Here is a 13,030-nt window from a genome sequence, read left to right as displayed (position 1 = left end):
TCTCCGGCGCCACGTCCTACGAAGTCGCCGTCAGAGATATGGTCACAAACCAGCTCGTCGTCGATCAGATCGTTTCTGGGACCAGCTATCAGGCGTCGCTCTCAGCCGGCGGCTCGTACCGCTGGAACGTCGATGCGATCGACAGTGCCGGCGCTTCGAACTTTTCGTCACCGCTGTACTTCCTGACGCAGGGGGGCGGTAGCGGCGTCTCGGGGGGTATTGACTATCGGGTCCCGAGCCAGACCGGAACCGCGCTAACTGGCGTGAGCGTTTCTGCTATCCGTAGCGACGGTTATCAGTTCGTCGGCGAATACATCGGGAACGCGGCCAACAGCGGATATCTCACTCAGACCGATGCACAGGCCCTGGGACTACCGATCGTCTCGATCTTCGAAAGGAGTCCCGACCACATAGGCTATTTCACAGTCGCTCAAGCCGACGCCGATGCGAATAGTTCAGCGAGTGCCATCACGGCCGCAAGCAATGTCGCCCATCAACCATTGGGAACGGCCATTTATTTTGCGGTTGATCCTGCTGCCGAGGCCGGCATTTACAGCGGCTTCGGCGCTTTATCGTCGACTTACATCGCGACGATAAAGACCTACTTTCAGCGCATAAGCGATGATTTCGCCGCTCAAGGTAATCCATACAAAATCGGCATATACGGGCCGGGAGACGTACTCACGGCAATCAAGTCGCTGAATTTGCCCGACGTAGCCTATTATTGGGTCGATACACACTGGGGGACGTCTTTTTCCGGGGCCAATATTCAGAGGAACCAGAATGGCGTTCAGGCCAGCCCAACGCCAATCGGAGTGAGCGTCGATACCGACACGGCGCTCACCTCGGATTTTGGTCAGTGGACCGGCGGGGTCTCCGCGCCAGTGATTACGCCGCACAACCAGACCGCAAGCAATGGGCAGCAGATTGTGTTCACCAATCTGTTCTCGGTGGTCGGCAGCGGCATCACCCAATACAAGGTGTGGTTCAGTTATCCCGAGGGCGGCTCGCCGGCGCTCGGAACACTGACGAACAACGGCACGCCGATAGCGCTGGATCAGGCCGTGACACTCACGAGCCTTGCTGGTCTGGCCTATACCGGTTCAGCGACGCACGGCACCGACAAGATATGGCTCGAGGCCTACAACGGCGCCTGGAGCGGCGGCAACACCTGGACCGAAGTGGACATCACCGATCAAGGCGCAATTGTTACTGCACCAGTGATTACGCCGCACAACCAGACCGCAAGCAATGGGCAGCAGATTGTGTTCACCAATCTCTTCTCGGTGGTTGGCAGCGGCATCACCCAGTACAAGGTGTGGTTCGGTTATCCGGAAGGTGGCTTCCCCGCACTCGGAACATTGACGAACAATGGCACGCCGATAGCGCTGGATCAGGCCGTGACGCTCACGAGCCTTGCTGGTCTGGCCTATACCGGTTCAGTGACGCACGGCACCGACAAGATATGGCTCGAGGCCTACAACGGCGCCTGGAGCAGCGGCAACACCTGGACCGAAGTGGACATCACCGATCAAGGCGCAGTTGTTGCTGCACCGGTGATTACGCCGCACAACCAGACCGCAAGCAATGGGCAGCAGATTGTGTTCACCAATCTGTTCTCGGTGGTCGGCAGCGGCATCACCCAATACAAGGTGTGGTTCAGTTATCCCGAGGGCGGCTCGCCGGCGCTCGGAACACTGACGAACAATGGCACGCCGATAGCGCTGGATCAGGCCGTGACACTCACGAGCCTTGCTGGTCTGGCCTATACTGGTTCAGCGACGCACGGCACCGACAAGATATGGCTCGAGGCCTACAACGGCGCCTGGAGCGGTGGCAACACCTGGACCGAAGTGGACATCACCGATCAAGGCGCAGTTATTACTGCACCAGTGATTACGCCGCACAACCAGACCGCAAGCAATGGGCAGCAGATCTTGCTGACCGACCTGTTCTCCGTGGTCGGCAGCGGCATCACCCAGTACAAGGTGTGGTTCAGTTATCCCGAGGGCGGCTCGCCGGCGCTCGGAACGCTGACGAACAATGGCACGCCGGTAGCGCTGGATCAGGCCGTGACGCTGACGAGCCTTGCTGGTCTGGCCTATACCGGTTCAGCGACGCACGGCACCGACAAGATATGGCTCGAGGCTTACAACGGCGCCTGGAGCGGCGGCAACACCTGGACCGAGGCGGACATCACCGATCAAGGCGCAGTTATTACTGCACCAGTGATTACGCCGCACAACCAGACCGCAAGCAATGGGCAGCAGATTGCCCTGACCGATCTCTTCCAAGTGAGCGGCAGCAATATTTCGCAATACAAGCTGTGGTTCAGCTATCCGGAAGGTGGCTCCCCGGCCTTGGGGACACTCACCAACAACGGCACGCCTGTGGCCCTGGATCAGGCGCTGACATTCAATAGCCTGTCAGGCCTGGTTTACACCGGAGGAACCTCGCATGGTACCGACAAGATATGGCTCGAGGCTTACAACGGCACCTGGAGCAATAACAATAACTGGACGGAGGTGGACATCAACGATCCAGGCGCGGCCGGTTCTCTCGCGAACGACTTTTCAGTTGCGAAGAGTCTGATCGATGCCCAATTTCAGAACTCAGTTGTCTCGCCGTCGCATCTCACCAACCATGCCTCGTTGGTCGATCAGATTGCTTTGGACCTCGCTACGGCGTACGGCACCGCGCCGAGCAATTACATCATTGGTTCAACATCGAACACAAATGGCTATACAAACGGATTCATAAATGTGCCGACGGTCATCGGCAACGCAAGTTATGAAGATCAGTGTGTCGCTTTACTCCAGGCGCTGGATCACAATGTTGGTTCTACCGGGAACTGGAATCCTGGTGCTGCTGTCGTGAGTGGCGGCGTTGTAAATCAAAGCCAAATGCCCGCCGGATCCCCAATTGCGACCTTCACAGGAAATTCCTACAACGGCGCTCACGCTGCATTCTTCCTGGGTTCCGGATCAGAAAACGGACAGAGCGGATTTTTTGTTCTGGACCAATACAATACCGGGTACCAAGACAATTTCCCTTCTAGTCTGCACCCGACGCCCTATCCTGACGGCACCAGGCTCAACGTCAACTCGTATGAGCCCACGGAGGTGCGGTTCATAAACATCGTCACCGACGCACATGCAGCCGAGTATCACCTGATTGTATAGCTCACCCCATTGGTGTCGGACCGAACCAGCTACGGATCCGGTGTCGGATACATTTGCACGAGAGCAGCAAGATTTGATTTGCGCGGGTTTCATGACAAACGGATGGTTGGGTTGATGGTCGTGGCGTGGGGGTGAACGCAGCAACGCGTTCGGCGATTGTAAGCTCTTTCAAGCATCAGACAATTCTGGCCCAGATCGCGCGGGCGGCAAGAACATCTCGCACCTGCTCTACACGCCCGTCATCTGCCTCTCTTCGTCCGTCCACTCCACCTCGTCAGGCATCAGCGTCGGCTGCAGCGGCGCTTCTTCCGTCATGACGTGGCCGTCCAGCGCACGCAGCAGGGCCGCGACCAGCGCGGGCTTGCGCAGCGGCTTGGCCAGGAAGTCCGACATGCCGGCGTCACGGCAGACCTTGACGTCCTCGGGGAAGGCGTTGGCGGTCAGCGCGACGATCGGCAAGGTGGCGAAGCGCCCGCCTTTCGCGCGGATTGCGCGGGTTGCGGCGAGGCCGTCCATCTCGGGCATGCGCACGTCCATCAGCACGACGTCGTAATCGCCGCCTTCGGACACCGCCGCGACGGCCTCGGCGCCGTCGGCGACGACCCGCAGCTCGACCTCGAAGGCGCCCAGCATCTTGCTCACGACCATGCGGTTGACGGCGTCGTCCTCCGCGACCAGCACCTGCAGCGGCCGGTCGAGGCTCGCAATCCGCGCCTTCAGCTCCTCGGCTTCGTCGCGGCCCGCGTCCTGATCCGAGGTCTGCGCCTGGCTCCACGGCAGCACCAGTGTGAAGCGGAAGGTCGAGCCCTCTCCCGGCGTCGAGGTGACGCCGATGGTGCCGCCCATCTGCTCGATGATGCGCCTTGAGATCGCAAGCCCGAGCCCGGTGCCGCCGAAGCGGCGGCTGATCGAGGCGTCGGCCTGGGCAAAATCCGAGAACAGCTGCCCGAGCTTGTCGGGCGCAATGCCGATGCCGCTGTCGGAGACGGTCCATTCGACGGTCGCGAGCAGATCGCGCCGCGCCTGGCAGATGGCCTTGATCGTCACCTCGCCATGGTCGGTGAACTTCACCGCGTTGGAGGCGAGATTGAGCAGCACCTGACGGATGCGCGCGACGTCGCCGCGCAGCGTCGGCGGCAAATTCGGATCGAGCTCGACCCTGACGGCGAGCCCCTTGCCCTTATCCTTGCTCTTGGCGCTTGCGCGCACGACGGTCGCAACCGTCTCGACCAGCGTCTGCGGCGCAAAGTCGATCGCCTCGAACTGGAAGCGCCCGGCCTCGAGCTTGGAGAGATCGAGGATGTCGTTGAGGATGCGCTGCAGGTTGTCGCCGGATTCGCGGATCGTGATGACGGCCTCGCGCTGCTCCGGATCGAGCTTGGTTTCGAGCAGCATGCTGGCAAGCCCGAGCACGCCATTCATGGGGGTGCGGATCTCGTGGCTCATCACGGCGAGGAAATCCGACTTGGCGCGGCTCTCGGCCTCGGCCTTTTCGGCGCGCCAGCGCTCGGTGACGTCGCGGCCGAAGCCGCGATAGCCGAGAAACTGGCCGTCGCGGTCATGGGCGGGCTTGGCGGTCAGCGACCACAGCCGCGCCTCGCCGCCGGCGACGACCTTGAGGTTCATCTCGTGCACCGGCTCGGCATGCTCCATCAGGCCGACGATGTTGTAGGCCGCCGCCTTGTCGTCGGGGCAGAGCATGTCGAGCACATCGACGAAGGACGATCCCTTCAAGAGCGGAAGCGGCAATTGCGCGACGTCAGCGAAGCGTTGCGGCACGTCGGTGAGGCGCCCTTCGGCGTCGGTCTGCCACAGCCAGTCGCTGGCATTGTCCTGAAAGTCCTTGAGCAGCAGTGAAATGATCTCGGTCTGGCGTTCGAGCTCGAGCCGGGCCTTGAGATTGCCGAGGAACAAATTGCCCTGCGAGACGATGTTGCGCGCCATGAAGAATGCGAACAGCAGCAGGAAGACCGCCGTCACCAGATACGGCCCGGTGCCGCAGAGCAGGAGCGCGCCGGCGCAGGCGATCGTCATGGTGGCGAGATAGACCAGGCCAGCCCGCGGGAAGGTCGACAGCGTGAAGGCGCCGCCGGACATCATGCCGACCATCAGGCAGGCCAGGATCAGCTGGCTGGTCGGCTCGACGCGACTGAATAGGCCCAGTGGCAGCGTGCCCCAGATCACGGCAAGGAAGAACGCCTGTCGCAGCATCTGCCGCGCCGCGCGCGGTGAAGCCTCCTGCGGCGGGTGCCGATGCGAGCGTCGCCACGAACGCACCGCGAGCGAGGCGGTCGCGGCCAGCGTCAGGCCCCAGATCGCCAGGAAGTCGTTCCAGCCCCTGCCCCAGAACAGGATCAGCACGATGGCGACGTTGAGCATGGTGACGGCCATGGTCACCGGGATCAGCCGCGTCACCGCGTCGATCTGCTTGGCGCGGATCCGGCTCAGCTCGCGCTCGCTGAGATCGGCGGTGAGGCCATCCTCGATCTCGAAGCCGCCGAGCCAGTACAGGAACGCGCCGATCAGACCGTCGCGCGTCTCAGTTCGCGTCATGAATTTGTCCGGCCATCCGATCCGAGGAACCTTTGGACGATCAATGACCTGCCGCCTGCTTCAACCGGGTTAATTTTGTGGGAGATTTTGCGGCGTCCTTGACGGGCCCGTTGGCATTTTGTTCTAACCATGGCCCCTGTGCGGAGCCGCCCCATGCCCATCAGAGTTGCCACCTGGAACGTCAATTCGGTCCGGCAGCGGATTGATCTTCTCCTGACCTGGCTGAAGGAATGCCAGCCGGACATCGTCTGCCTGCAGGAGATCAAATGCGTCGACGAGGCGTTTCCGCGGCTGGAGATCGAGGCGCTCGGCTACAACGTGGTCACGCACGGGCAGAAGACGTTCAATGGCGTCGCCCTGCTCTCCAAGCTCAAATTCGACGAAACCAAGTCGGGGCTGTCAGGCGACGACGAAGACAGCCATGCCCGCTTCCTCGAGGGCGTGGTGACGCTCAAGCAGGGCGTCATGCGCATCGCCTGCCTCTATCTGCCCAACGGCAACCCTGTTGGCACCGAGAAATATCCCTACAAGCTCAAATGGATGTCGCGGCTTCTTGAGTATTCGAAGGAGCGTCTTAAGACCGAGGAGCCGCTGATCCTCGCAGGCGACTTCAACGTCATCCCGCATGCCCGCGACGTCCACAATCCCGCCGCCTGGACCGAAGACGCCCTGTTCAAGCCCGAAACGCGCGAAAGCTTCCAAGCCCTGCTCGGCCTCGGCCTGACCGATGCGCTGCGCGCCGTCACCGACGAGCCCGGGCTGTACACGTTCTGGGACTATCAGGCCGGCGCCTGGCAGAAGAACCAGGGCCTGCGCATCGACCATCTGCTGCTCTCGCCCCAGGCCAGCGACCGGCTCGCCAATGTCGGCATCGACAGCTATGTGCGGGCCTGGGAGAAGCCCTCGGATCACGTGCCGGTTTGGGCGGATCTGGATCTGGAGGCGGCGTAGGCTATACGCGGAGTTGGGTGCGGCAGTGGCGACTGCCGTAGGGTGGGCAAAGCGAAGCGTGCCCACGACTAGTTCCGATTGGAAAGAGATGGTGGGCACGGCGCAAGTGCGCCTTTGCCCACCCTACAAGATCGAGGTCGCCGCGCTTAGTCGCGGCGCCCCTGGACCCACTGCTCCAGCATTTGCAGGCACATGGCGCGGTCGTCGACCGAGGCCTTGGCGAAGGCGCGGTTGTAGTTTTCCTTGATCCAGATCTCGTCGGCGCTGGCGCTGTCGCGCGCCAGGGTCAGCCACATCAGGCCGCGCGCAGCCTGCCGCGGCAGGCGATCGCCGTTGAACAGCATCTGGCCGAGCAGCGCCTGGGCCTCGTGCTGGCCCTTCTGGGCGGCGAGGCCGAGCCAGCGCGCGCCATAGCGGAAATCCTCGCGCGAGGCATCCGGCGTCTTCAGATAGAGCCGGGCCAGATCGTACTGGGCGTCCGCATTGCCGAAATAGGAGGCCGCATAGGAGAACATCTCACGCGCCCTGTCAGGGTCCGGCTTGATCTTCGAGTTCGGGATGCCGTTGAGATAATAGCGGCCGAGCGCGACGAAGGCGTTGGCCACGACCTGCGCCTGCGGCGTCGAAGGCAGATCCTCGGCATGCGCGTTGGCGATGCGGCTGAAATATTCGAAGGCGCGCACGTCGTCCCGGGCCACACCATCGCCATTGGCGTACATGCGGCCGAGCATCCATTGCGCGACCGGGTGGCCCCCCTCGGCGGCATATTCCAGGGCGCTGACCGAGGTTTCCTGCGTCACCACCGGCGGCGCCGCCTTGCGCACCGTGCCGGAAGCACCGGGCAGAGTGGTCACGACGGGGATGGTCGCATCCTTCGGGTTGACGGGCGCGCCGTCGAAGGCGAGCGCCGGCGCGGCCAGCGCGGTAGCCCCCAACACAAACGCAACGATGGCACGCCTAGATGTCCGCATAGCACTGTTTCTCGTGCGCGCCGCCCGGATGGGTCACTGCCCCCCCGACCGCTGGTCCAACCTGCTGAGCATATTTCCAGAGCGCACCTGACGTATGGTTCGTCGCGCGAGCGCTCCATTTGGTCTTGCGCTGAGCCAGCTCAGCGTCACTCAATTTTACGTTAAGGGTACCGGCGTCGGCGTCGATCTCGATGACGTCGCCGTCCTCCAGGAGCCCGATCGGGCCGCCGACCGCAGCCTCCGGCCCGACATGGCCGATGCAGAAGCCGCGAGTGGCGCCGGAGAAGCGGCCGTCGGTGATGAGCGCAATCTTGCCGCCCATGCCCTGGCCGGTCAGCGCCGCGGTGGTCTGGAGCATTTCCCGCATGCCGGGGCCGCCCCTGGGGCCCTCGTAGCGGATCACGATGACTTCGCCTTCCCGATAGGTGCGGTTCTGGACCGCCGCGAACGCGTCCTCCTCCCGGTCAAAGCACCTGGCCGGACCGGTAAACTTGAGGTTGGACATGCCCGCGACTTTCACGATCGCACCTTCTGGCGCCAAATTGCCCTTCAGACCGACCACACCGCCCGTAACGGTGATGGGCTTGTCTGCCGGGTGCACCACGTCCTGGTGCGGATTCCATTTCACGCTCTTGAGGTTTTCGGCGATCGTTCGACCGGTGACCGTAATGCAGTCGCCGTGGAGAAATCCGTTGTCGAGCAGCGTCTTCATCAGAAGCGGAATGCCGCCAACTTCAAACATGTCTTTGGCGACATAACGGCCGCCCGGCTTCAAATCCGCGACATAAGGTGTCTTTTTGAAGATTTCGGCGACGTCGAACAGGTCGAACTTGATTCCGGCCTCGTGCGCGATCGCCGGCAGGTGCAGCGCAGCATTGGTCGAGCCACCGGACGCGGCAACCACGGCGGCAGCATTCTCCAGCGCCTTGCGGGTGACGATGTCGCGCGGCCGCAGGTTGGATGCGATCAGCTCCATCACCTTCTCGCCCGCAGTCATGCAGAAGGCATCGCGGATTTCGTACGGTGCCGGAGCACCGGCGGAGTAAGGCAGCGCCAGGCCGATAGCCTCGGAAACCGTCGCCATGGTGTTGGCCGTGAACTGCGCACCGCAGGCGCCCGCCGAGGGACACGCCACGCGCTCGATCTCGTCGAGGTCCTCGTCAGACATGGTGCCGACCGAGTGCTTGCCGACGGCCTCGAACATGTCCTGCACCGTGACCTGCTGGCCGCGGAAATTGCCGGGGAGGATCGAGCCGCCATAGATGAAGATCGAGGGCACGTTGAGGCGGACCATCGCCATCATCATGCCCGGCAGCGACTTGTCGCAACCGGCGAGCCCGACCAGCGCGTCGTAGGCGTGGCCACGCACGGTCAGCTCGACGGAGTCGGCGATGCATTCGCGCGACGGCAGCGACGAGCGCATGCCGTCATGGCCCATGGCGATGCCGTCGGTGACGGTGATGGTGCAGAATTCACGCGGCGTGCCGCCGGCGGATGCGACGCCCTTCTTCACCGCCTGCGCCTGGCGCATCAGCGCGATGTTGCAGGGTGCGGCCTCGTTCCAGCACGAGGCGACACCGACGAAGGGCTGGTGGATCTGCTCGGTGGTCAGACCCATGGCGTAGAAGTAGGAGCGATGCGGCGCGCGCGCAGGACCTTCCGTCACGTGACGGCTCGGCAGCCTCTGCTTGATGTTGGCCTTGGCGTCCATCGCGACCCGTTTCCTAAAGGTCCAGTTTCCCGGCTAACCCTTGTCAGTTCAGGAAACATCAGACCCAAGATTTGAATCGACCTTGGGATTTCCCGTCGCCTGCAAGGGACCAGCCCAGCCCCTGAAACATGACAGCAATTTTATTCATGGTCGGGTGTGGCCAAAAAGCGGCGCTGATGCGAACCACCGGTGATGAAGGTTAAATCCACCGTGAGTGTTGCCGTGGCAGCACAATCGTTACCGGGAAGACACGGGGTCGCCTACTGTAATACCTGCGCGAAGATGACAGGCCACAATCTGAGATTTCCAGGCATGGGGCGTACGACTGATTTTCCGATCGCGACAGCGAAACGCGACTGAGTCGGCGCTGCCGCGCGCGCCGCCACGGCGCGCAAACCAGCTTATGATTTTCAGAAGCCGCAATCGCGATATTGCTTGCTCGCCAGGCGGAAATGCGAGCCGACCTCGACGAAATCCACGTCGATGCATTGATGGCCGCGCCGAACCTCGGTGAGACCTTCGCAGCGGAGATATTCGATGTTGATACGCCAGCGCTTCTCGGCCGGAGAATAGGTCGCGAAGTCGTGCTGGGCACTGGCCGGTCCCTTGCACATGCCTGCGATGTACTGGCGGATTTCAGGAGGCAGGCTGCCGATATGCTCGGGATTCCAGGGATCGTCCCTGGACGGGGAGCTCCCCCGCGAATCCGCCGGCACTGCGCTCGCGACCAGAAGCGAGACGCCGAGAATGAATGCGCGCATCAACATCTTTGGCACCTCGCTTTGGGGAGGGCTGCGCTGAGATTAGTCCATTTCAGGCGCCGAGCAGCAACCAAAATTGATTCGCTGCTCCACCTCCGGTTACCGGCAGCGCCGGGATGCATCATCAGGCGCGCATTGACTCATATAGGGTACCCCCCTATCTTACCTGCATGTCGCACACCATCAAGCACAAGTCGAAGCTCATCGGCCGCGTCCGGCGCATCAAGGGGCAGCTCGAGGCCGTCGAACGCGCGCTGGAATCGGAGATCGGCTGCGCCGACGTGCTGATGCTGGTGGCTTCGGTGAAGGGCGCGATCAGCGGTCTCACCACCGAGCTCCTGGAAGACCACATCCGTCATCATGTCGTGGACCCCGCGCACGAGAAGGATCCGGAGAAGGCCAAGGGCGCCGCCGACCTCATCGACGTCGTCCGAACCTATTTGAAGTGAAGAGATGACCGACCTGTCGCACCTGCTCCAGCAGAGCAGCGCACATGCATGGCTGTTCGTGCCGAGCGCCATCCTGCTCGGCGCGTTGCATGGTCTGGAGCCCGGACACTCCAAGACCATGATGGCGGCGTTCATCATCGCCATCAGGGGAACGGTGCTGCAGGCCGTGCTGCTCGGCCTGTCGGCGACCGTCTCCCATACCGCTGTTGTCTGGGCGGTCGCGCTCGCGGGACTGTATTTCGGCCGTGAACTATCGGGCGAACGCAGCGAAGCCTGGCTGCAATTGGTGTCGGCCCTCATCATCGTCGGCATCGCCGGCTGGATGGTCTGGCGGACCTGGCGGGATCAGAACCACGCGCATGACCACGACCATCATCACGACGAACCACGCTCCGTTTCCCTCGCCGGCGCGTCGTTCGCGCTGGAGGTTTTCGAGGACGGCGTGCCGCCGCGCTGGCGGATCCGGAGCGAGACGGGCGCGCTTCCCCCGGCCGGCAACATCGCGGTGACCACGATTCGCGAGGACGGCACCGAGCAGAGCTTTGCGTTCGTCGCCCGCGACGGATACCTCGAAAGCATCGACGAGATTCCCGAGCCGCACGCGTTCAAGGCGCGCGTCGCCTTTGCGGGCGCCTCGACCGAACTCGTGTTTACGGAACACGCGCACGATGATGTCCACGTCGATCTCGGCGACGAGGATGACGCCCACGCGCGCGCCCACGCCGCCGACATTCGCAAGCGCTTCGCGGGCCGCCGCGTGACGACGACGCAGATCGTCCTGTTCGGCCTCACCGGCGGGCTGATCCCCTGCCCCGCGGCAATCACCGTGCTGCTGCTCTGCCTTCAATTGAAGCAGTTCAGTCTCGGCTTCGTGCTGGTGCTCTCCTTCGGCATCGGGCTTGCGATCACGATGGTCTCGGCCGGCGTGCTCGCAGCGCTGAGCCTGCGCCATGTCGAACGGCACTGGGGCGGCTTCAGCCGCTACGCCCACCGCGCCCCCTATGTCTCGGCAGCCTTGATCGTCTTCGTCGGCCTCTACACCGGATGGACGGGGCTGCACGAACTGATGTCGTGATGCCCTGCGGCTTGTTGCTTCACGTCCGCAGCGTCGCGCCGCGATCGAACCGCGCGAACACCGCACTGGTCAGCCCGCCGAGCAGGGTCCAGAACACCAGGCTTGTCACCGTCACCGCGGTGACGAACTGATGCATCAAGGACGACGGCACGTTGGTCTCGATGTTGGCGATTTCAGGCGCGCCGATCAGATGCGGCAGCGTCAGCAGGATCACGCCTGAGATCGCCGCCGGCACCGTGCGGCGGAAGACGATCAGAGCAAGCCCTCCTGAGGTCGCCAGCACGGCGGCCAGCCACCAGATCTGGCGCGACAGCAGCGGCGCGGAGGGCACGCCCGGCAGCTCGGGCGGCAGGCCGAGGCCGGGCGCCAGCGTGAAGACGGCAAAGCCCGCAAGGCCCCAGAGCAGACCTTCATGCCAGGACACGCTCGCGCCGGTGGCGCCGCTGCGCACGGCGAAGAAGCCGGCGAGCAGAAGTGCGAAGCCGATCGCGGTCAGGATATTGGCGGCGGCGGTGTAGGCGTTGCGCTCAAAGCCGTCGCGCGGCTCCCATGCCCCGACACCATGGTCGTGGTCGCCGTGGTCGTGCGCGGCATGGTCATGGTTGGCGTGGTCATGCCCGGCGGCGGCCGGCTGCGCGGCCACGGCAGCATCATGCGGGTGCATCTGCGCTGCCTTCTCGAAGACTTCCGCCTTCAGGATCAGGGGGACGGTGCCGAACTGCTGGACGACAGTGACGAGAAGACCGACGATGAAACCCGAAATGACCGACGCGAAGACGATCGCGCGAAACGTGCTCATGCCATCCGTATCAGTGGCAGGGAAACGCGTTCGAATGGCGGACGTCGTGGGCGGCATTGTGGACGACGTCGATGTGGGAGAAGCCGACCATGCCGACGACGAACACGCCGAGCACCATCGCCATCACGGCCTGCGACAGCCGTCCCACCTGCCCGGCGGAGACCGGAAGCGTGACCTGAGCCGAAACCTGGATATCGGCGAGCTGGGACTGGCTCATGTTCTATTCTCCATTGGCGATTTGGCGTCTTCTAGCAGCTTCCGGGCGATGTCGCGACTGGTAAGATGCAGACTTGTCCCGGGCAAAATGTCTCTGCGGACGATCTTGGCGCCGGCGGCGGCCCGAAAGGCGGCCTCGAACCGCTGGAAATAGGCAAGGCAGGCCTCCGGCGACGGCTCGGTGTCGAGCAATGTCCGGAAGGCGCCCCGGTGCACGGCGCAGATCGCGCCGTGGCCGGTGACGGGAAACACCAGCGAGGCGATGTCCTCGCGCCAATAGGCATCCTCGTTCAAGCTGTCGCGCCCCCGGAGCACAATGCCCGTGGCGGCGATCCTATCACGGCTGTCGATGGATTCCTGCA

Annotated in this window: 11 protein-coding genes; 4 read left to right on the top strand and 7 right to left on the bottom strand. The window is 63.2% G+C overall.

What is annotated here, in order from left to right; all coding sequences use genetic code 11:
* Positions 1-38 precede the first annotated feature (38 nt).
* Positions 39-3,182: a BPSL0067 family protein gene (locus G8O24_RS31095; RefSeq protein ID WP_210324913.1), complete on the top strand. Its 3,144-nt coding sequence runs from the start codon at positions 39-41 to the stop codon at positions 3,180-3,182.
* A 228-nt stretch (positions 3,183-3,410) separates the two neighbouring features.
* Here the strand turns inward: G8O24_RS31095 and G8O24_RS31090 are convergent, their stop codons facing one another.
* Positions 3,411-5,735 carry a hybrid sensor histidine kinase/response regulator gene (locus G8O24_RS31090; protein WP_191093389.1) on the bottom strand — a complete coding sequence of 775 codons (2,325 nt, stop codon included), beginning with the start codon at positions 5,733-5,735 and terminating at the stop codon, positions 3,411-3,413.
* A 153-nt stretch (positions 5,736-5,888) separates the two neighbouring features.
* Between G8O24_RS31090 and xth the strand changes: the two genes are divergently transcribed.
* On the top strand, positions 5,889-6,686 hold the full coding sequence (xth, locus tag G8O24_RS31085) for an exodeoxyribonuclease III (protein ID WP_188106075.1): 798 nt from the start codon (positions 5,889-5,891) through the stop codon (positions 6,684-6,686).
* Between the two features lie 146 nt (positions 6,687-6,832).
* On the opposite strand, the gene G8O24_RS31080 is transcribed toward xth, so the two are convergent.
* The 3 genes from G8O24_RS31080 to G8O24_RS31070 all read right to left on the bottom strand — a co-directional run bounded on the left by G8O24_RS31080 (position 6,833) and on the right by G8O24_RS31070 (position 10,129).
* Entirely contained in the window at positions 6,833-7,657 is an 825-nt protein-coding gene (locus G8O24_RS31080) for a tetratricopeptide repeat protein (RefSeq protein ID WP_188106074.1), read from the bottom strand.
* Positions 7,644-9,368, bottom strand: coding sequence for a dihydroxy-acid dehydratase (ilvD, locus tag G8O24_RS31075; protein ID WP_188106072.1), 1,725 nt, complete (start codon positions 9,366-9,368; stop codon positions 7,644-7,646). Before ilvD ends, G8O24_RS31080 begins: the two co-directional genes overlap by 14 nt.
* Before the next feature lie 410 nt (positions 9,369-9,778).
* Positions 9,779-10,129 (bottom strand): hypothetical protein, encoded by a 351-nt coding sequence (locus G8O24_RS31070; protein ID WP_188106070.1) that lies wholly within the window; start codon positions 10,127-10,129, stop codon positions 9,779-9,781.
* Positions 10,130-10,299: 170 nt separating this feature from the next.
* Between G8O24_RS31070 and G8O24_RS31065 the strand changes: the two genes are divergently transcribed.
* Together G8O24_RS31065 and G8O24_RS31060 are read left to right on the top strand one after the other, a co-directional pair.
* Positions 10,300-10,578, top strand: coding sequence for a metal/formaldehyde-sensitive transcriptional repressor (locus tag G8O24_RS31065; protein WP_063706516.1), 279 nt, complete (start codon positions 10,300-10,302; stop codon positions 10,576-10,578).
* A gap of 4 nt (positions 10,579-10,582) precedes the next feature.
* Positions 10,583-11,653, top strand: coding sequence for a nickel/cobalt efflux transporter (locus G8O24_RS31060; RefSeq protein WP_188106068.1), 1,071 nt, complete (start codon positions 10,583-10,585; stop codon positions 11,651-11,653).
* A 19-nt stretch (positions 11,654-11,672) separates the two neighbouring features.
* On the opposite strand, the gene G8O24_RS31055 is transcribed toward G8O24_RS31060, so the two are convergent.
* From G8O24_RS31055 to G8O24_RS31045, 3 genes are read right to left on the bottom strand one after another with little or no spacing between them, the layout of a single operon-like run.
* Positions 11,673-12,452 carry a CbtA family protein gene (locus G8O24_RS31055; RefSeq protein ID WP_188106066.1) on the bottom strand — a complete coding sequence of 260 codons (780 nt, stop codon included), beginning with the start codon at positions 12,450-12,452 and terminating at the stop codon, positions 11,673-11,675.
* A 10-nt stretch (positions 12,453-12,462) separates the two neighbouring features.
* On the bottom strand, positions 12,463-12,669 hold the full coding sequence (locus G8O24_RS31050) for a CbtB domain-containing protein (protein WP_188106064.1): 207 nt from the start codon (positions 12,667-12,669) through the stop codon (positions 12,463-12,465).
* Entirely contained in the window at positions 12,666-12,962 is a 297-nt protein-coding gene (locus G8O24_RS31045) for a hypothetical protein (protein ID WP_188106062.1), read from the bottom strand. Before G8O24_RS31045 ends, G8O24_RS31050 begins: the two co-directional genes overlap by 4 nt.
* Positions 12,963-13,030: the final 68 nt, after the last annotated feature.

The organism is Bradyrhizobium campsiandrae (assembly GCF_014529705.1).
GTDB lineage: Bacteria > Pseudomonadota > Alphaproteobacteria > Rhizobiales > Xanthobacteraceae > Bradyrhizobium > Bradyrhizobium campsiandrae.
The sequence above is the reverse complement of the archived record's forward strand: the minus strand, read 5'-3'. Positions and strand labels throughout refer to the sequence as shown.

Bases quoted from the DNA above. Each gene is read 5' to 3' on its own strand.
- G8O24_RS31080 (WP_188106074.1), bottom strand. From the start codon at position 7,657: ATGCGGACATCTAGGCGTGCCATCGTTGCGTTTGTGTTGGGGGCTACC.
- G8O24_RS31055 (WP_188106066.1), bottom strand. From the start codon at position 12,452: ATGAGCACGTTTCGCGCGATCGTCTTCGCGTCGGTCATTTCGGGTTTC.
- G8O24_RS31095 (WP_210324913.1), top strand. From the start codon at position 39: ATGGTCACAAACCAGCTCGTCGTCGATCAGATCGTTTCTGGGACCAGC.
- G8O24_RS31050 (WP_188106064.1), bottom strand. From the start codon at position 12,669: ATGAGCCAGTCCCAGCTCGCCGATATCCAGGTTTCGGCTCAGGTCACG.
- G8O24_RS31065 (WP_063706516.1), top strand. From the start codon at position 10,300: ATGTCGCACACCATCAAGCACAAGTCGAAGCTCATCGGCCGCGTCCGG.
- G8O24_RS31090 (WP_191093389.1), bottom strand. From the start codon at position 5,735: ATGACGCGAACTGAGACGCGCGACGGTCTGATCGGCGCGTTCCTGTAC.
- G8O24_RS31070 (WP_188106070.1), bottom strand. From the start codon at position 10,129: ATGCGCGCATTCATTCTCGGCGTCTCGCTTCTGGTCGCGAGCGCAGTG.
- xth (WP_188106075.1), top strand. From the start codon at position 5,889: ATGCCCATCAGAGTTGCCACCTGGAACGTCAATTCGGTCCGGCAGCGG.
- G8O24_RS31060 (WP_188106068.1), top strand. From the start codon at position 10,583: ATGACCGACCTGTCGCACCTGCTCCAGCAGAGCAGCGCACATGCATGG.
- ilvD (WP_188106072.1), bottom strand. From the start codon at position 9,368: ATGGACGCCAAGGCCAACATCAAGCAGAGGCTGCCGAGCCGTCACGTG.